Annotated in this window: 16 protein-coding genes; 14 read left to right on the top strand and 2 right to left on the bottom strand. The window is 61.6% G+C overall.

From position 1 onward, the window contains the following. Positions 1-133: 133 nt before the first annotated feature. From U5A82_RS04500 to U5A82_RS04490, 3 genes are read left to right on the top strand one after another with little or no spacing between them, the layout of a single operon-like run. On the top strand, positions 134-2,965 hold the full coding sequence (locus U5A82_RS04500) for a TonB-dependent receptor plug domain-containing protein (RefSeq protein ID WP_326288997.1): 2,832 nt from the start codon (positions 134-136) through the stop codon (positions 2,963-2,965). Between the two features lie 18 nt (positions 2,966-2,983). Next, positions 2,984-3,658, top strand: coding sequence for an RraA family protein (locus U5A82_RS04495; RefSeq protein WP_326288995.1), 675 nt, complete (start codon positions 2,984-2,986; stop codon positions 3,656-3,658). 51 nt (positions 3,659-3,709) lie between these two features. After that, entirely contained in the window at positions 3,710-4,447 is a 738-nt protein-coding gene (locus U5A82_RS04490) for an IclR family transcriptional regulator (protein ID WP_326288993.1), read from the top strand. 200 nt (positions 4,448-4,647) lie between these two features. On the opposite strand, the gene U5A82_RS04485 is transcribed toward U5A82_RS04490, so the two are convergent. Further along, on the bottom strand, positions 4,648-6,933 hold the full coding sequence (locus U5A82_RS04485; RefSeq protein WP_326288992.1) for a TonB-dependent receptor: 2,286 nt from the start codon (positions 6,931-6,933) through the stop codon (positions 4,648-4,650). Positions 6,934-7,038: 105 nt separating this feature from the next. On the opposite strand from U5A82_RS04485, the gene U5A82_RS04480 reads away from it, so the two are divergent. The 8 genes from U5A82_RS04480 to U5A82_RS04445 all read left to right on the top strand — a co-directional run bounded on the left by U5A82_RS04480 (position 7,039) and on the right by U5A82_RS04445 (position 15,510). Next, positions 7,039-7,572, top strand: coding sequence for a hypothetical protein (locus U5A82_RS04480; protein ID WP_326288990.1), 534 nt, complete (start codon positions 7,039-7,041; stop codon positions 7,570-7,572). A 4-nt stretch (positions 7,573-7,576) separates the two neighbouring features. Continuing rightward, positions 7,577-9,043, top strand: coding sequence for a PepSY-associated TM helix domain-containing protein (locus U5A82_RS04475; protein WP_326288989.1), 1,467 nt, complete (start codon positions 7,577-7,579; stop codon positions 9,041-9,043). Between the two features lie 539 nt (positions 9,044-9,582). After that, positions 9,583-10,851 (top strand): tyrosine-type recombinase/integrase, encoded by a 1,269-nt coding sequence (locus U5A82_RS04470; RefSeq protein ID WP_326288986.1) that lies wholly within the window; start codon positions 9,583-9,585, stop codon positions 10,849-10,851. Positions 10,852-10,905: 54 nt separating this feature from the next. Next, a complete protein-coding gene (locus U5A82_RS04465) occupies positions 10,906-11,244 on the top strand; it encodes a type II toxin-antitoxin system RelE/ParE family toxin (RefSeq protein ID WP_326288984.1) in 339 nt (112 codons plus the stop codon). Positions 11,245-11,248: 4 nt separating this feature from the next. Then, positions 11,249-11,572: a helix-turn-helix domain-containing transcriptional regulator gene (locus tag U5A82_RS04460; RefSeq protein ID WP_326288983.1), complete on the top strand. Its 324-nt coding sequence runs from the start codon at positions 11,249-11,251 to the stop codon at positions 11,570-11,572. 100 nt (positions 11,573-11,672) lie between these two features. Continuing rightward, the gene (locus U5A82_RS04455) at positions 11,673-12,200 is read left to right on the top strand and encodes an RNA polymerase sigma factor (protein ID WP_326288981.1); all 528 of its coding nucleotides are present in this window, start codon (positions 11,673-11,675) and stop codon (positions 12,198-12,200) included. Between the two features lie 57 nt (positions 12,201-12,257). Continuing rightward, complete coding sequence (locus U5A82_RS04450; RefSeq protein WP_326288978.1) at positions 12,258-13,211, top strand: FecR family protein; 954 nt, start codon at positions 12,258-12,260, stop codon at positions 13,209-13,211. Positions 13,212-13,344: 133 nt separating this feature from the next. Then, entirely contained in the window at positions 13,345-15,510 is a 2,166-nt protein-coding gene (locus tag U5A82_RS04445; protein ID WP_326288976.1) for a TonB-dependent receptor, read from the top strand. On the opposite strand, the gene U5A82_RS04440 is transcribed toward U5A82_RS04445, so the two are convergent. Further along, positions 15,482-16,534 carry an endonuclease/exonuclease/phosphatase family protein gene (locus U5A82_RS04440; RefSeq protein WP_326288975.1) on the bottom strand — a complete coding sequence of 351 codons (1,053 nt, stop codon included), beginning with the start codon at positions 16,532-16,534 and terminating at the stop codon, positions 15,482-15,484. The genes U5A82_RS04445 and U5A82_RS04440 overlap by 29 nt on opposite strands. Before the next feature lie 144 nt (positions 16,535-16,678). Between U5A82_RS04440 and U5A82_RS04435 the strand changes: the two genes are divergently transcribed. From U5A82_RS04435 to U5A82_RS04425, 3 genes are read left to right on the top strand one after another with little or no spacing between them, the layout of a single operon-like run. After that, positions 16,679-17,464, top strand: a complete 786-nt coding sequence (locus tag U5A82_RS04435; RefSeq protein ID WP_326288973.1) for a hypothetical protein — start codon at positions 16,679-16,681, stop codon at positions 17,462-17,464. Further along, positions 17,461-18,225 (top strand): polysaccharide deacetylase family protein, encoded by a 765-nt coding sequence (locus U5A82_RS04430; RefSeq protein ID WP_326288971.1) that lies wholly within the window; start codon positions 17,461-17,463, stop codon positions 18,223-18,225. The genes U5A82_RS04435 and U5A82_RS04430 overlap by 4 nt, the downstream gene beginning before the upstream one ends. Further along, positions 18,213-19,364: a glycosyltransferase gene (locus U5A82_RS04425; RefSeq protein ID WP_326288970.1), complete on the top strand. Its 1,152-nt coding sequence runs from the start codon at positions 18,213-18,215 to the stop codon at positions 19,362-19,364. Before U5A82_RS04430 ends, U5A82_RS04425 begins: the two co-directional genes overlap by 13 nt. Positions 19,365-19,393 lie beyond the last annotated feature (29 nt).

Genomic DNA, 19,393 nt, shown 5'->3' with positions numbered 1-19,393 from the left:
ACGAGTCACTCATTATGTTTTATGCTTTGCGAGAATAAACGCAACAGCGTTTCAAAATATCGTTGCAATCATTTTTGGGACGCGTATGAAGCTGCCCATAAGTGGCACGAGCCAATTTTTGGGGAGAGGGTGAATGAAGATCAGTGCTTTCATGACGCGTGTTAGCCGTACCGCCTTGTTGAGCGGTGTTGCGACGATCGTTGCCATTCCATTGGCTGCGGCACAGACTGTTCCTGATCCTGCGACGCAGGCGGTGGTCGAGCAGCCGGGAACCGTCGCGGAAGAAGCGACTCCGCAAGCCAATAACGCTCCCGATATCATCGTGACGGGATCGCGCATCGGGCGCAGCGGCTTTACCACGCCCACGCCTGTTACCGTTCTGAGCGCCGACCAGTTGACCAAGGCCGCGCCGTCCACCATCGCCGATTCATTGCGGACGCTGCCGGCGCTGACTGCTACGAGCGGGCCGCAGCGCGCCAGTGGCACGCAGGGTGGCGGCCAGAGCTTCCTCAACCTGCGCAATCTGGGCGCGGTCCGCACGCTCACGCTGCTGGACGGTCGCCGCTTCGTCGCCGCCAGCCAGTTTGGCACGGTGGACGTCAATCTGCTGCCAGCCGGCCTCATTCAGCGAGTCGATGTCGTCACCGGCGGCGCGTCCGCAGCCTATGGCTCGGATGCGGTCGCAGGCGTGGTCAACTTCGTGCTCGACACCCGCTTCGAAGGGCTGAAGGGTGAAATTTCTTCGGGCATTGCCGATGCGGGCGACAATCAGGAGCTGCGCGGAACGCTAACCGGGGGCCTGGCTCTGGCGGACAATCGCCTGCATCTGCTGGCGAGCGCCGAATATTATCGCAATAAGGGTATTCTGGAAGGCGAACGGGATTGGGCGCGTCGCGGCTCCAATCTTATCAACGGTCCGGCTGGCGGCCCCGCGCTGATCGGGGCGGAGGATGTTCGCGCGATCGGCAGCTATGGTGGCCTGATCACCACTGGCAATGGTGGCACAGCGGCGCAGAACGCTATGTTCCGTGCACTGCAATTCGGACCGGGGGGTACGGTCCTGCCCTACAGCTACGGTTCCTACAGCACCGCAACCCAGCAGATCGGTGGCGACGGCGTCAACACCGAGCTCCTGCAGGAAATTAACCGTCCGCTGGAACGCGCCGCTTTCTTCGGCCGCGCAGAATATGATCTGACGGATAAATGGTCCATCTTCGGCGAAGCGTCCTATGGCACGACCAATACGCGCTATTCCACCTCGACCAACCGCCACTTGGCGACCAACCTCATCACCATCCGGCGCGACAACGCCTTTCTGCCTGCACAGCTGCGCACGATGCTCGCCGCAAACCCACAGGTGACGTCGCTCAGCATGATTCGCTGGTCGATCGAAGGCGGCCTGACGGACGTGTCGGTCGATACCAAGACGGATCGTTACGTCGCCGGTTTCAAGGGCGAACTCGCCGGACTGAAGGTCAATGGCTATTATCAGCACGGCCGGACCAAGCAGCAGACCGACGTCATCAACAATGAGATCACGCCCAACTTCACGCGCGCGGTCGATGCCGTCGTCAATCCGGCCAATGGCCAGATCGTCTGCCGGTCAACTCTCACCAATCCCAATGACGGCTGCGCACCCTTCAACGTGTTCGGCGTCGGGTCGCCTTCGGCGGCGGCGCTCGCTTACACACGTGGGGTTAGCCGAACCGATTCGACCTTCAAGGAAGACGTCGCCGCTATCAATATATCGGGAACGCTGTTCGAAGGCTGGGCTGGCCCCATCTCTTTCGCCACGGGCGGCGAATATCGCAAGGAGCAGGCGCAACTGAGCGTAGATGCCCTGTCGCAAGCAGGCGCATTCCTGTTCGCCAATCCGCAACCCTGGGCGGGCAGCTACGACGTCAAGGAAGGCTATGTCGAAACCGTGATTCCGCTGCTGAAGGATCAGCCGTTCGCTCGCGATCTCGAATTTAACGGTGCGGTTCGCTATACCGATTATTCCACCAGCGGCGGCGTGACGACCTGGAAGGCGGGCCTCAGCTGGACGCCGATCAGCGCGCTGCGCCTGCGTGCCACCCGCTCTCGCGATATTCGCGCGCCCAACCTGTCTGAACTCTTCACCAGCGGCCGGACCCAGTCCGCTACCGTGGTCGATCCTTTCAGGAATAATATCCGCACGTCCGGGATCTTCATCACGACGACCGGCAACGCCAATCTGCAACCGGAGAAGGCCGATACGCTGACGCTCGGGGCTGTGCTGCAACCGGCGTTCATTCCGGGCTTCAGCATCTCGGCGGATTACTACGACATCAAGATCAATGACGCGATCGGTTCGCTGTCCGCGCAGCAGGGCGTCGATCAGTGCTTTGCCGGCAACCAGCTTGCTTGCGGATTCATCCAGCGGGATGCGGCGGGAAATATCTCAGCGTTGACCGCTTATCCGATCAACCTGTCCACGCTTGAAACCAATGGCGTGGACGTCGAACTGAGCTATCGTGTGCCGCTTGCCGACGATGCGACCTCACTGTCGCTCCGCAGCGTCATCTCCTATGTCGGGAAGCTTGCGACGACGACGCCCGGATCGCCTTCGATCGACCGGGCGGGCGAAGTGGGGATCAACGCCAACCCGCACTGGCGGTTCAACGCGCAGGCAGATTTCAATCGCGGCAACTTCAACTTCTTCAATCAGGTCCGCTTCATCGGCGGTGGGCGCTACGACAACACCAAGGGGCCAGCCGCCGTCGACCTTCAGGATATCAAGGCGCAGGCCTATTGGGACATGCGTTTCGCCTACAAGTTCGAGCAGTTGGGTAAAGGGGCGGAACTGTATCTGAACGTGCAGAATGTCCTCGACCAGGACCCGCCATTCGCGCCTGGCGATGGATCGATCGCTGTGGCTACCAACACCCAGCTCTACGACACGTTCGGCCGCATCTACCGCGTCGGCTTCCGCTTCAAATTCTAACCCCGCACTGGAGATTATATGAGCATCGGATTTCGGGTCCTGCCCGTCGAGCGGCGTGTGTCGGCTGATCTGGTCAAGCGCGCCGCGCAATTGCCGGTCGCCAATGTCAGCGACGCCATGAATCGCATGTTCGCGGGCGGCACGGCGCTACGCCCGATGCACGGTGGGGGCGTGCTTGCCGGACCGGCCGTGACTGTGAAGGCGCGGCCGGGCGACAACCTCATGCTGCACCGGGCGCTGGACATCGCGCAACCGGGCGACGTCGTGGTCGTGGACGGGTCCGGCGACCTTACGAACGCGCTGATCGGCGAATTGATGGTGGCGCATGCGGAAAGTCGGCAGCTGGCTGGGATCGTCATTTATGGCGCGATTCGCGACGCTTCCGCGATCCGGGCGGGAAGCTTTCCGGTTTTCGCGGCGGGCATTACCCATCGTGGTCCCTACAAGGACGGACCGGGCGAAGTGAATGTCCCCATAGCGATCGACGGCATGGTGATCCATCCCGGCGACCTCATCCTGGGCGATGACGATGGCTTGCTGGCCGTCGGGATCGACGAGGCAGAGGCTGTGTGCGCCAAGGCGGCCGCCAAACATGCCGCCGAAACCGAGCAGATGGAAAAAATCCGCCGCGGCGAAAATCCCCGGGCATGGGTCGAAGAAGCCCTTAACCGCCTCGGATGCGAAGGGATTTGATAGCCTGATCCAAACCTGTCCGCTACAGCAGTCGGAGTAATGAGGATTGCAATGGCGACAGATGTTAAAGACAGGCCCGCACTCGAAGGCGTCGCAGCCCTCGAAAGAGGGCTGCTTCTGCTGACGAGCTTCAAGCAGGGCGACGGCGTTTTGGGCCTCGCCGAATTGGCGGAGCGCACCGGACTGGTGAAAAGCACCATCCTGCGTCTGGCGGTATCGCTTGAACGCTATAACCTGCTCGTGCGCATGCCCGACGGTCAATATCAGCTCGGCAGCGAGGTCGCGCGTCTCAACTCTATCTTCAGGGAAGGCAGCGACCTGGAGCGGCATGTGCAGCCGATCCTCGCCAAGCTGGCGTTCGAGACAGAGGAAACCGCGACTTTCTATGTTCGGCAGGGTGACGTGCGCCTTTGTCTGTTCCGCGTCAATTCACCCAGTAATTTACGGCTCGACGTGCAACCGGGCACGCAAAGGCCGCTGGACGGTTCGGCGTCGGCACAATTGCTGCAACTGTTTGAACATTGGCCGGATGTGAAACCCGATCTGCCCCGGCTTCCTATCTACACGTCCGGTGTCACGACCCCGCACGTCGCGTCCATTTCGGTCCCCGTCATCGGTCAGGGGGATCGTCTTGTTGGCGCACTAAGTATCGCTGGCCCGGAAGTCCGTTTGAACGACGCAATGAAACGCCTTGCTCTCCCACTCCTGCAGGCTGGGCTTAATCTATGTCGCTCGCTCGGCGGAAACGCAGAAGCAATCTATCGGGTCCCAATCGCACTGGCGACATAGAACCGCATTTTTTTGCTGCGCCTCCGGGAATGCGTGATCGCTAGCCTAGATGTGGATAGCGTACCGTCACCATGTGGCTTCTTCTCTTAGCGACAGCAAAGGGGCGATGTTACTTCTGATGGGAGCTCCATGTTTCCGTAAACAGGCATTGCGCGAGGCAACGATCCCCGCGCACGCATTATCGCCCCTTGACGTTCCGCTCAGAACCGCCCTTCGAAGCTCAATCCCAATATCCTTGGCTCGGTCAGCGTACCGCGCACCCGGCCATCGAAATCGGTGAAGAACTGGCTGGGTTTTTGCACGCCAAAGATGTTGCTGGCGGTTAGGAAAGCGCCGAAATGCTCCCCCTGCCAACCCAGTTTGGCATTGACCAGCGTGCGGCCAGGAATGTCGCGAAACGTCTGATCGACCGTGTCCTGATAATAGGCGCTGCGATAATTGGCGTTCAGATTGGCGAACAGGCCATTAGGATGATGGAAGGTCGCGCCGCCAGACAGGGTCCAGTGAGGCGCGCGGGCAAATTCATTGCCCTGCGCCGCTGCCGAGAGCGATCCGATGGTGACGTTGAATTCCTGGAACTTGGTGTTGCTGTAACCTGCGCCTGCATAAAGGTTCAGCGTCCTGGTCGGCCGACCGCTCAATTCAACTTCGAAGCCATAGAGGCGCGACTTGCCCGCATTCACCACCTGCGTGTCGAACACCGCGCCGGGGGTCAACTGGACCGAGACCTGCTGGTCCTTCCAGTCGATCCAATAGCCGTTGGCATTGAGCGTCAGGCGGCGATTGAACCACTCGGATCGCAACGCGACCTCGTAATTCCACGTATATTCCGGATCGAAGTCGTAGCTTGCCGCGCGCTGCTGGTTCAGGCCTGAACCACCCGCACGATAGCCACGTTGCGCGGTAAAGCTGAGCGCCACATCCCTGGCGAGATCATAGGTGAGGCCGATCTTTGGCAACCAGGCCTGATAGGTGACGGGGCGCACCGGCTCTACGCTGTTGGCGCCTGCCGCCGTTCCGCGCAGGAGCGCATTAAGCTGCGTGATGATCGGCGCCAGTGCCGGGATCGGAAGATTGGCAGGATCAGGCAGCGCCCGGTCGATCACCACCGTCTGAATCGCGCCGCGTTCCTGCGTTTCATGGTCGTAACGCAGGCCGACGTTGATCCGGAAACGATCCGTGACCGGGAAGGTCAGGTCAGCGAAGCCGGCGTAATTTTCGGTCAGGCGCGGCTGCGACAGGCTGTTGCGGATCGGCACGACGCCGCCATAAAGATTGAGGACGGCGTTGACTGTGGCTTGGGGCAGTCCCATCGCCAGCAACTGCCGGTCGAGGCCCAGCCGCGTCAGATTCAGGCTCTGCGTCGCCTCGAACTGATAGCCGCGCCTGTCGTCGCGCAGATAATAGCCGCCGATCAAGCCATGGACCCAGCTTTTGTCGATGTTGAATCGCAATTCCTGCTGGAAGGTCTTGTCGGGGTCATAGATGCGGCTCGTCTGGCCTGGCGTCGGGCCACGATCGGGATCGCCCACTGACCGGAACCGGATATCGCTATAATTGGTGACGGAGGTGAGGCTGAGGCCGCCACCCAGATCATAGCCAATCTCCACCGTGCCAATGTCGCTTCTTACCGTCTGGTCGTCCATGACGTCTTCGGTGGCGATACGGTCCCGGCCATTATAGGGCGCGTCGAACTCGCTGTAGAACGTGCCGCGCTGGTGCCGGTCGTGCATGAAGGTCGCGACGACGCGCAAGCCCGGCAAGAAGTCAGGCGTCAGCAGCAACTTGGCCCGGATCGTTTCCGACTCTCGGCGATCGGCATCCTTATGGGTGGTGACATTGTGGATCAGTCCGTCGGCGCGCGCGATTTCGCCTGCCAGACGAAATGCGACCTGCCCATCGACCAGTGGCCCGCCGATCGCGGCGCCGACCCGGCGCTGGCCGTCCTTGTCGGTCATCAATGCGCGGAAGCGACCGCTCCATTCATAGCTGGGGTCGGTGGTGCGGATGATGACGGCGCCAGCCAGTGCATTGCGGCCCTGTACGGTCGATTGCGGGCCACGGAACACCTCGACCTGGGCGATGTCGTAGAGGTCGAGCGGCCCGGCGGTGAGGGCGGTGCGCGGCATGACGGCGCCATCCAGATAGACGCTGGCCAGCGCGCCATCGCCACCCCCCGATACGTTGAAGGCATCTATGCCGCGAATTGAGAAGGTCGTTTTGTTGCCGTCCACCGCCAGATTGGGGGTGCGCTCCAATATATCATAGACGCTGAGCAAATTCTGGTTGGCGATGGTTTCGCTGGTCACCACAGCGACGCTGGCCGGGGTTTCCTGAAGGGTGCGATTGGCCTTCTGCCCGGTGACAATGATTTCACCATTGTCCGACGCTGATCCGGACGGATTGGCATCTGCCGCTTCCTGCGCATAGGCCAGAGGGGCTGTGCCGGCGAGCAGCAAGGCGATGCCAAAGATACGATGAAACATGGTCAGTCCCCCCATAAGATGGACGCGCCGTAAAAACATAAATGTTGCGAGTCAATATCAGTAGCAATATAGCCATGTTATGAGGTGGGTCATGGGGCGGCTTTTATGATTATCGTGGCGGTGGCCGCATCGCTGCTCGGCATCCTGCTGTGCTGGCGGGCCTGGACACGCCATGCGATGGGCTGGCGCGTCGGGACCGGCGCCATTGCGTTATGGAGCCTGTCGACCTGGGCCTGGATCGATGCTTTTGGTCCAGAGATCGGCATGGCGCTTGCGCTGGAAACGGCGGCGTTGGTGGCCTTCGCCTTCATCCTGACCCGGATCGAGGTCCGGCCCGCCCAGGCTGTGAGCGATCGCACTGCGCCGCCGCTTCCGCCCCGCCGCTATGGTCGGGGAATAGCCCGCGCACTGACGGCAGGGTTGCTGGGCTTCGCCGCCGCCATGGGCCTCGCCATGCTGTTTGCCACGCGCGCGCCGGTAGCGGAGCAGACGCGGCTCATCCTCGCGGCGCTCGCCATGCCTTCGCTCTGGGGCGCGGCGATCGCCTGGACCGCCTGCGATCGCCGCCTACTACTCCAGATCGGCGTCTTCCTCGGCCTGGCTGCAACCAGTGCCGGCATCACGTTCGTCACGGGCTGATAGTATGCAGATACCCAAGAGCCTCACCCGCGCCGCCATGGAAGGCCATGGCCTGCTTGGCGTCCTGTTCGGCGCAGTCATCTATGTGTTGTGCCTGACCGGATCAATCCTGGTGCTGGTCGACCAGATCACCATCTGGGAGCGGCCGGATGCGCCAGCCATCGCCCGCCTGTCGGATCCGGACATCGCCGCCATTTCCTTCCGCGCACTGACCAAGGCGCAGGCGGCGGGCGTGGCACACGACGTCTATATACAGATGCCCACCGACGAACTGCCGCGCATGACGGTCATCGGTTATGGCGAAAAAGGCGACCATCGCGACTGGAATGTGGATGCGGCGGGACAGTTGGTACCGCACGCGGAAACGCCCTGGCTGGAATTCATGCAACTTCTGCATTTCAACCTGACCCTGCCGGGCGCGATCGGTCGCTATATCGTCGGCATTTTCGGTACGATCCTGCTTGCCAGCATCGTCACTGGCCTGCTGGCGCATCGCCGCATCATCAAGGACGCCTTTCGTCTGCGCTGGGGCGGGTCGCGGCGGCTGACCAATGCCGACCTGCATAATCGCGTGGGCGTGTGGGCCTTGCCGTTCCATCTGATCGTGGCGTTGACGGGATCGCTGCTGGGCCTTGCCGGCCTCATCACCATCATCCTGGCCATGGTCGCCTACAAGGGCGATCAGGAAAAGGCGATCGCCTCGCTGCTCGGTCCGCAGGCCGGTGCCGATACGCGCGCGGCGCCGCCGCCTGACATCGCGCGGATGCTGCGCGACATCCAGCTGCGCGCGCCCGGCGCGGCCGTGACCCAGTTGGCGATCGAACATGCCGGCACTATCGGACAACAGGTCCGCATCATGGTGGCGGCGCCCCGCCATCTGGCGCGCAACGAAGCTTTTCTGTTCAACGCGGACGGTCGTTTTAAATGGCGGGCGGGTCTGACGGACGGCAATGCCGGGATGCGCATCTACGGCATGATCACACCGCTCCATTATGGCACCTATGGTGGCGTGGCGCTCAAGATCATCTACGCCCTGCTGGGCATGGGCCTGACTCTGATTGTCGCGACTGGTGGCAATGTCTGGTTAGCGCGGCGTCGCGAGCAAGGCCGCGCTACGCCGCGCCTCGAACGCTTGTGGGTAGCATTGATCTGGGGACAGCCGACAGTGATCGTGGCGGTCGCCCTACTCACGCTGCTTGGTCAGGTTCCGGCGGTTGCAAGCTACTGGATGCTCACCGCTTCATGCTGGGCGGCGGCTCTCCTCACACCCACGGCAGGCAAGGCCGCAGCCTCCTTCCGAATCGCACTAGCCATTGCGACAGTCGTCACCTTGTTCGTACACGCAGCATTGCGGGGTCTGGCAAATCCTGTTGTTTTGGCCGCGGACGTCATACTGATCGCTGCCATCATCGGCGCGATGATCAAGGCAGGTTGGCGTTACCAGAGGGCCATTCCGGTGTTGACGACTTAATCGCCGCCCCTTCGTCTCCGTAAGTTTTCATTCCAAACGAGCGCCGCCGTTGTTTCTGGAGGAAGCAGTCGGTCGGTACTTTTTTCACTCGCGTGAGAGGCGGATTTCTAGACGAGATAGATAGATGCGATTTTACCCGCTCCCCCGCCGGGACCACGCCTCGGCTGAATTGACCTCGCAGTCTCCAAAACGCGCTGGCTCTCGGTCGCACCGAACGAGCGGCTCGATAGGAATTAATCGCAATGCGAGCAGGGATGTGGTGGGGTAAATTTCACCTTCACCGTCTCAACCTATCGTAAGTCTTTGGAAAACTGGAGCGGGCGAAGGGATTCGAACCCTCGACCCCAACCTTGGCAACCCGATTTTAACGCTTACGCCAGAATTCTCCATTATACGATTTTATACGCTATTTCAAATAGATATTGCCATTATCGATACGACGCCTTACCCTTCAATTCCCCACGAAACGATCGATTTTTATTACGTCCTTATTACTTTTCGGTTTTCCAGGGCTCGCGTAATAAAATGGAGGCGACCACATGGCACAGGCCAAGCTCAACAAGCGAACCGTCGACGCCCTTATCCCACCCAAGATGGGTCAGGTGTTCATCTGGGACACCGAGATTAAGGGCTTCGGGATCCGCGTCGGGCCGACGGGGACCAAGACCTTCGTCATTCAGTATATGAACAAGGAAGCCCGCATCCGGCGCATCAAACTTGGCCGCTTCGGCGTACTGACTGTTGACCAAGCGAGAGACTTGGCAAAGGTCAAGTTGGGCGAGGTCGCGAAGGGTGAGGATCCGGCCGAAGAAGCACGGCGCGCTCGCAAAGAAATGACCGTTACCGAACTGTGCGATTGGTATCTGACGGAAGCGCGAGCGGGAAGAATCCTCGGCCGTAAGAATCGCCCAATCAAAGAATCATCGCTTGCGATGGATGAGAGCCGGATCAAGACGCACATTAAGCCCTTGCTCGGCAAGCGCATCGCACGGCACCTGACGATCGCTGATGTTGAAGAGATGCAGGACGACGTCAAAAATCATAAGACCCAGAAAAGCCGTAGCGGCGGACGTGGCGGCAAAGCAACCGGTGGTCCCGGCGTAGCAGCGCGCTGCCTGGGAACAATCCAGGCAATACTCGGCCATGCCAAGCATAAGGGCCTTCTAGCTGAGCATCCCACGAAGGGTGCCAAGAAACTCGCGGGCAACAAGAAGACCCGGCGACTTAGTGTCGTGGAAATCGAAACGCTCGGGAAAGCGATGGTCTACGCGGAGCAGCAAGGCGTCAGCCCGACCGGAATTGCCGTGATCAAATTATTGCTGCTGACGGGATATCGTCGCGAAGAGGGGCAGGCCATGCAGCGGGCATGGGTAAACCCGATGGGGGGCTTTGTGGCATTTCCCGATACCAAGACCGGCGAGCAAATCCGGGCGATCGGTCCTGAAGCAATCAAGGTAATCGTGGCACAGACCCAGATTGTGGCTAGTACATATGTGTTCCCGGCGACGACAGGCGATGGCCCATTCACCGCCGTCAGCGCTTGCTTGCAACGCGTCTGCGGATATGCAGGCATCTCCGGCGTAACGCCTCATACTCTTCGCCATACATTTGCCAGCATCGCCGCAGAACTGGGCTTTTCCGAACTGACGATCCGCGCGATGCTGGGTCACGCATCACAAAATGTGACGCAGGACTATATTCACGTCGATGAAGCCCTGAAACTCGCTGTTCGGCGCACATCGGACGAAATCGCCAAGCTGCTAGCGCAGGGTGCGGCCAAACTGGACCGCATGCGGCTGGCTGCCTGACGACACGTCACACTGGACATTTGGTAACGTATATGTTACTTATGAGGGCATGAGTTGATAGTTCAGGAATACATCCGTGAGGACGGCTCTTGTCCGTTCCGTGCATGGTTTGACAATCTGGATTCCTTAGCGGCAGCCAAAGCGGCAACGGCCATCGTGCGGCTAGAATTGGGAAATATATCGAACGTCAAATGGATCGGTGGTGGCCTCGGCGAGTATCGGATTGATTGGGGGCCAGGATACCGGCTCTACCTTGCCCAAGAAGGGAATGAATTGATCATCCTGTTCGTCGGTGGAACCAAGAGGCGGCAGGCAGCCGATATCGACCAAGCTGGCAAATTGCTCAGTGAATATAAGGCCCGCAAGGCAATCGGCAGGAAAGGCAGGAAGTAGCAAGATGGTGCTGACCCGCGATTTCAAGGAAACGGTGAAAGAGCGCGCCGCTCGCGATTCCGCATTTGCCAAGGGCATGTTGGACGAGGCAGCGAACGCATTTCTCAATGGCGAACCACATGTCGCGAGACTGATCCTCCGTGATTTGGTCAATGCGTCGGTCGGCTTCGAGACATTGGCCGCGGAAACCAAGCATCCAAGCAAAAGCCTCCATCGGATGCTGTCAGAAAACGGCAATCCGAGCATGGACAATCTCGCTGCCATTTTTGGCGCAATGCGCAAACGGCTGGGCGTCGCATTTGAGGCACATGCCGTCGAAGCCATTTGAGATGTTGTAACGGTTGAGCGGCGTCAGACGCGAAAGACTTTGAACACGAAGGCAGAAAAATCGCTTCCTGCTGGCTCCACTTATCGGCAAACCCGTCAGCATGAGCCTGATCGACGATGGTGGCCTGGAAGCCCTGTATGGCGTTCATCGAGGGGATCTGCGTCGATTTCTCATTGCGCGAATGGGCGATGCGACAGAGGCTGACGATGTGCTTCAGGAACTTTGGCTGAAGGCCCGGAATGTCACCGCTGGACCGATCGATAATGGTCGTGCCTATCTCTATCGTATGGCGCAGAATCTCGTCGTGGACCGTCTGCGGGAAAAGAAACGACGGATGGAACGGGAACGGCGCTGGAGCGATCAGGCGACCGATTTTGCCGCCGCTGGCGTAGAACCTCTCGATCGCAGCCAAACGGCAGAGGATGCGATATTGGCGCGCGAGGAGGTCGCGACATTGGTGTCGGCGATCAGGAACCTTCCGGATGGCGCACGTAGGGCGTTCGAGTTGCACAAGCTCGAGGGGCTGAGTCACGAAGAGGTCGCGGCACGGCTGGGCATCAGCAAGAGCGGGGTCGAGAAACATATGGCCGTAGCGATGAAATATCTTCGCCGCGCGCTGCAGGACTGAGGTTATGGTGTCACGCTATCGTCACAGAAGGAACAAGAGGAAAGAAAGGCACACGCCATGACGGCGCGACCGGAAATGGACGAGCAGATGCTGGACCAAGCGATTGCCTGGCAGATGGCGCTTGAGCAGGACGATGCCGATTGGGACGCCTATCTGGCGTGGCTGGAAGCCGATCCGCGCCATCGCGAAGCGTTCGATTCCGTTGCGCTGATGGATGCCGCGATCTCGGACAACAGGGAGCAGATTAAGCCTTTGCTGGCGCCGGATTTGACCGTTCCGGCCGATCCCCTTCCCAACCGTTGGCGCCCCCGATTGCTGTGGAGTGGCGCCATCGCCGCCAGCTTGGCAATCTTGGCTGCCGTCCCGATCCTTCGATCCAGCGCCGATCCCGTCATGTATGAGAATGGCGGGACGACGAACCGCAGCCTGGCTCTGGCGAACGGGATCAGCGTCATCCTCCCGCCGTCCAGCCGGATCGTGGTGACCGGCAAGGATGCGGGCGCTATTGAACTGGCGCGGGGTGAAGCCTATTTCGACGTGCGACACGACCCTGGCCGGACGCTGACGGTGTCGGCGGGAACCTATCGGATCAGCGACATCGGCACGCGATTCGCGGTCAATCTGGCAAACGGATCCTTCCGCGTTGGCGTCGCAGAGGGCGTGGTTTCGGTCGAGGCACCAGGCGTCGCCAAGCCTGTAAGACTTGGCGCCGGGCATCAACTTGTCGGCGGTAGCGGCGCACTCACGTTGGCGCCAGTCGATGTGGCGCAGATCGGCAGTTGGCGCCGTGGTCGCCTATCCTATACCGATACGCCTTTGGCCCTCGTCGCGGCGGACATAAGCCGCTATTCCGGCAAAGCGATCATCGTCGATCCGTCCGTGGAGAAGAATCATTTTTCGGGCAGTCTGGTCATCGGCGACGGATCGAAGCTGGTCGGCGATCTGGCCGGCGTCATGGGGATCGCAGCACAATCTTCGGGCAATGCTGTGCGCATTAGCGCTGTGCGCTGAGCCTGCACTCCTGACATCTACGGCCTTGGCGCGCGAACAGACCCGGTCGGTGGATATTCCCGCCGGACCGCTCAGCAACGCGATCGATCGATTTTCAGCCTCCACAGGAATCTCGGTCGGACTACCCGGAGATATGCCGCATGTCATGACGCGGCGGGTAACGGGCAATATGCTGCCCGATCAGATCCTGCGAAAACTGCTCGTCGGCACCGACCTGCGCGCCGTGCGGATCGGCGCGACACTTTATCGCATAGAACGGGCACCCAAGGCCCGGACGCTGCGCCCCGCCCCACCGCCGCCGCCAGCGCCGGTAGCTCCTCCGCCGGGTAACATCATCGTGACCGCCCAGAAACGGGCGCAGATTTTGCGTGAGGTACCTCTGTCCGTTTCGGTCCTATCCTTCGCACCGCTCGCCCGGTCGCGCACGCCATCGAGCCGCGATATCAGCCTCGACCTGGAAGGGCTGGCGATGACCAATATGGGTCCGGGACGCAATCGCCAGTTTATTCGCGGCGTGGCCGATAGCCCGTTGAATGGGTTCAGCCAGTCCACGGTCGCAGTGCAGGTAGATGAAGCGCGCGTGACCTTCAATGCGCCGGACCCCGACCTGCGGCTCATCGACGTGGATCGGGTGGAACTGTTAAAGGGCCCACAAGGGCCCCTCTACGGGTCCGGCGCCCTAGGTGGTATCTACCATATCGTAACCCGCAAGCCCGACTTCGAAGGCATATCCGGATCAGTCCGTTTCTCGACCGAAGCGGTCCAGCATGGCCAGCTCGGCACAGGCATCGAAGGCGTTCTCAACCTGCCTCTAGTAGATGACAGGCTGGCGGTCCGCGCTGCAGGTTATCGCTTCGTCAATGGCGGGTGGATCAGCAACAGCGGCGCGAAACGCGGCAGCAATTCGGCCGAGACGGTGGGCCTGCGCCTCGGCATGCGCTGGCGTCCTGCTGACAACTGGACGGTGGATGCGGGCTTTGTCCTGCAGGACATCAATTCCCGCGACAGCCAATATGTGGTGGCGTCCGATGACACGCTCAGTCGGCAAAATGCTTTTGCGGAGCCTACCGATAATGATTTCAAGCTGTGGCATGGCACGATCAAGGGCGCGATCGGCGCGCTGGAGCTCACATCGGCCACCAGCTATGTCGATCACGGCTTCGATTACATATTGGATGCCAGCAAAGCCGCGGCCCTCTTCGGCCTGAACGGTTCCGTCCGGTTCGAGGACCAGCGACATTATTCCGTTTTCAACCAGGAAATGCGGCTCGCGTCCGGCGGCCCGGATCATTGGCTGGTAGGCCTGTCCTATCTTCAGGCGACGACGCGCGGCAGCGCGCAGGTCATGGACGATAGCGACGCCTCGCAGACAGTAGAGACCTATGATCGTCGCGTAATCGAATATGCGGCTTTCGGCGAAGGCACGCTGCGGATCGTGAATCGGCTGGACCTGACATTGGGCGCGCGCCTGTTTCACAGCATCGCACAGGATGGGACGGGAGATAACCCGGCGATGAGCTCGGTGCGTATCGACAAGACAATCATGTCGCCCAGTGTAGCGCTGTCGCTGGACCTGGGCGGGCGCGGCCTCCTCTATCTGCGCTACGCGCGGGCGATGCGCCCCGGTGGGTTGGCTCCGGCTGACATGCGCGCATCACGCCAGTTTGACGCCGACGAACTGGGCACTATCGATCTTGGGATACGTCGATCGTCCCACGATGGACGTTTGTCGCTGTCTGCCAGCCTGTATCATACCCAGTGGGACGAAATTCAGTCCGACTATCTGCTGGCCAACGGCCTGGTATCGACACGCAATGCCGGACGCGGTGCGATCATCGGCGGGGAGATGACGACAGAATGGGCCATCGGCCAAGGCTTCACCCTGTCCGCGGGCGGGAGCGTCCAGTCGGCGCGGCTGACGCACGCCTCGGACGGCGTGGAACTGGACGATCGCCGCCTGCCCATCGCACCGACGCTGGCCGGGCGCATCGCGCTCGGCAAGAGCTTCGCCCTGTCGAACGACTGGCATGGACAGACCGCAATCCAGGCCAATTATGTCGGCAAGGCGCGCCTGTCCTTCGATGACGATCTGGACCGGAACATGGGCAATTATACCGTGGCTTCGGCCAATGCTGAATTGTCGCGCGACCTGTGGACGCTGGGTGTCCGGATGGACAATCTGCTCGACGTGCATGGTGACAGCTTCGCGTTCGGCAACCCTTTCTCCATCCGCACCGCGCCGCAATATACGCCGCTGCGCCCCCGCACGCTCATGCTCTCGGTTGCACGCTCCTGGTGACACGCTGGCGCGGGGCAAGGTTAAACGTAGCGGTGTACCCCACATGATCGGACAGCATGCTGCCATCGGCGGCATGGCCAAACGGCACATCCAACCGCTCCAGTTCGATGTCGGTCGAATGCCCTGGCGTGTAGAATTGCCAGTCCCGCGCTCTCCATTGCGCATAACGAGCGTCGTCCGACAGCGGCAAATGGTGCCGGACCGCTTCGCCGAATGCGTCGTCGATGTCGCCACTCTGACTCCAGTCGGCCTGCACATGCGATAGCAGCGCGGCGCGGCGCGGCGCCACGCTCCCGACATTGAAATCGCCCGCCACGATCAGGGGACGGGCCGGGTCATGTGCCTTACGGATGAAGTCAGAAAGATAGCGCACCTGCAGGCGATAGGCCTGCAACGACCGGTCGTCCGCCACGCCCGATGCGCGTCTGCTGTTGAGATGCGTGGTGATGATGTCGACGCGATCACCGCTGCCCGGCAAGCGAAGGCTGGCCATCAACGCGCCCTTGTTGGCAAGGCAATCATAGCCTGCGCAGGCGAAAGCCGGGAAGGCCATTCTGCGCACGCCCACGATAGGAAAGTCGGAAAGGAGTTGAAGCCCACTGCCGACATATTTGCCCAGCCCCTCCCCGCGAGTCCAGGATCCGGCCGCCATGTAGCGGGCGTCCGCTGTATCGGCGGATTCGGGACTGGCCATGTCGGCGGATGGCCCCGCGACGACATAAGGATAGCCTGCGGCATGGCCAATCGCCTGAGCTTGTTGCGTGAAGGCTTCCTGGAGGAGCACGACATGCGGTTGCCGCCCTTGCGCCCGCAAGGTTCCAAGTCGCCGTGCCATCTGAACAAATGCGTCGGAGCGGCCCCATGCCACCGGCCAGGGCAGGCCATGGATATTATAAGTCATGACCGACAATCGCCCATCGAACGCGAGTGACTGGAGCGGGCCGCGATAACTGACCGGCAATTCAGGAGCAGCTGCGCCGATCGAGGTGGCAAGGATCGTCGCCAGGGCAATGTGTCTCTTCATTCGCAAGATCCGTCTCCCGCTTGTCCGCCGTTGGACGGCATCGTGATGCGGCGACCGCAGTCCGCCCGCTCAGGAATTTTCCGAGATCTTCCCGACTGCGGTTGCAGCGGGCGGCGTCGTCTCTGCGAAAACCGGAAAGCGGGCATGATGCAAAATCACCGACAGATTGCGGCGATATTCCTGGCGATGACCGTTTGCTATCCAGTGACGGCAATGGCGCAGGCAGCCGGCCTCCCGATGCGGATGACCGACCTGCTGGTCGCAAGCGCCGCCCGACTGACGCGTACAGCTGCCCCGCCGGTGCCTGGCGCGCGCCCTCAGCCCCCCTATGCAACGATGCTCAGCCTCGCCGATCGTTTCGATCTTGCCCAGGTCCGGTCCCGCGTCTCCCGTCTGTCGGTCGGTGCGCTGGAGCTATCGCTGTCGGTCACCCGCGCCACAAATGGCGCCGATCAAGGCAATCGCGGACTCGACGGCGATCGCTGGTCGACGAAGGGCATTGGCCTCTCGGCGGCCATCCCCCTCGTTTCGGACCTCGGTCTGATTATCGAGGCCGACTATGCCCGCATGAGTCGGCGGCTGCAGATTGTCGACGTCAATCCTCGTCGACTGGCGACCCGGATGGCACGGGTCGGCATGGCCCTGGCCTTTGGCGACGAAAGCCGTCTGTCGCTCGACTATCTCTCGGTTGCGCGCTCGGCGCGCCATGACGATCTGACGCGTCTGGCGGAAACGATCGGCGGCGCGCCGCTGACAGGCCATTGCCTGGAACTCGCCTTCGCAACCGCCACCTCAGCGACGACAGGGGGAATCGACTGGCGCCTTTCGCTGGGCGCGATGCAGCGGCCCGCCGCCGATCTTGGCCTTGTCGACCAGGCGGCGCTCCACAATGACCGGCGCGCCATGGCCAGCCTGCGCTTCCACCTATGACCAAGCGCCGCCTGCTGCTGTCCCTTCACGATGTCGGTCCCCGCTTCGAAACCGAAGTCGATCGGCTGGTGGATCATGTGTCGCGCCACGTCGCCCTTGAGCATCTGGCGATGCTGGTGGTGCCCAATCATTGGGGCGCCCATCCCCTGATCGCAGGATCGCCCTTCGCATCACGCCTCCGCGACTGGTCCGACCAGGGCGTCAGCCTGTTCGCGCATGGCTGGTATCATCGCGACGACAGCCGGCACGCCGGGGCGGCGTCCCGGTTCAAGGCTCGCCACATGACGGCGGGGGAAGGCGAGTTTCTGGGCCTTAGTCATGCGGCCGCCCTGCAACGCATGACCGATGGCCGGGCGCTGATCGAGGATGTTTGCGGCAAGCCTGCTGCGGGCTTCGTCGCGCCCGCCTGGCTCTATGGCGCGCCAGCGCTTGCGGCGCTGGAGCAGGCCGGGTTCGCGCTGGCGGAGGATCATATGAAAGTCTGGTCGCCTCAGACCGGCGCCACACTGGCGCGCGGCCCGGTAATCACCTGGGCCAGCCGCAGCCGGGTGCGCATCGCATCGTCGCTGGCTGTTGCCCACATATTGCCTCCGCTGCTGCGCTTCGCACCGGTGGTTCGGATCGCGGTCCATCCCGGCGATGCGCATGTTCCGTCCTTGATACGCAGCATCGACGATGCGCTGCGACGGGTGCGACGCAGCCATGCGCCGGCACGCTATGGCGACCTGATGCCCGCGCCCACCAAGCCATGCGCATCCTGACCTTCCTCCACAGTTTCGAGCCGGGCGGCGTCGAACGTGTGGCCCTGCGGCTCGTGCGCGCGTGGCGGGCGCAAGGCGTCGATGCACCACTCTTCATGGGACGGGCAGACGGCGCGATGCGCGACGAAATGGCTGGCGGCCTGGATTATGAGGTGCCGCGCCAACCCTTTTCGACTGGCTGGATCGAGACGCTGTGGATGATTGCGATGCTGCCGCGCGCCATTGTCAGGCTCAGACCCGACGCGCTGTTCTGCGCCGGGAACAGTTATACGATCGTCACGCTGGCGATGAAGCTGCTGCTGGGGCGGCGCTGTCCGCCGATTCTGGCGAAGATCAGCAATGACCTGGAGCGCCGGGACATGATCGCCCCGGTCCGCTGGCTCTATCGCCGATGGCTGCGCCTGCACGGTATTTTCATCGATCATTTCATCGGGATGGAAGAGCCGATGGCGGCGGAGATAGCGGAGGCCATGCCCACCGCGATCGGACGCATATCGATCATTGCGGACCCTGCCCTGGACGAGGCGCAGGTGATGCGGCTGCATCATGCCGTCAGGCCAGCACGCGACGCCCGGACCGAAGCTATCCGTTTCGTCGCGATCGGACGACTGGCGGCCCAGAAGAATATCGCACTAATGCTGCGCGCCTTTGCGCGCGGCGCGACGGCGCTGGACAGACTGACCGTTTATGGTGGCGGCCCGGAACGCGCTATGCTGACGACTTTGTGCCGCGATCTTGGTATCGAGGATCGCGTCGAACTGGCGGGTCATGTGCCCGACCCGGCGAGCCGTCTTCGCGATTTCGATGTGTTCCTGCTGTCGTCGGACTATGAAGGCGTGCCTGCCGTTATCGTGGAAGCATTGGCAGCCGGGCTCCCGATCATCGCCACTCGATGCAGCGTCAGTATGGCGGCGCTGACCGGCCACGGCGCCCTCGCCCATCTGGTCGAGCCAGGCGATCTGGCCGAGTTCAGCGCAGCCATAGGCAATGCCGGCCGCCTGCGTCAGGATCGTGCGGTCAGTCTGGCACAAGCGCGACGCTTTACCATCGAACGCGCATCGCACGCCTATGTGGCCTGTTTCCAGTCGATCCGGCGGAACGCCTTCGCCCGGCAGAATAATTTCGTTTCCTTCGACTGAGGTGTCGAGACCCACGCGCCGTCAGAGCG

This window comes from Sphingobium sp. CR2-8 (genome assembly GCF_035818615.1).
In the GTDB taxonomy this organism is placed as follows: Bacteria; Pseudomonadota; Alphaproteobacteria; order Sphingomonadales; family Sphingomonadaceae; genus Sphingobium.
Note: the sequence above shows the minus strand (reverse complement) of the source record. Positions and strands in the feature narration are given on the sequence as shown.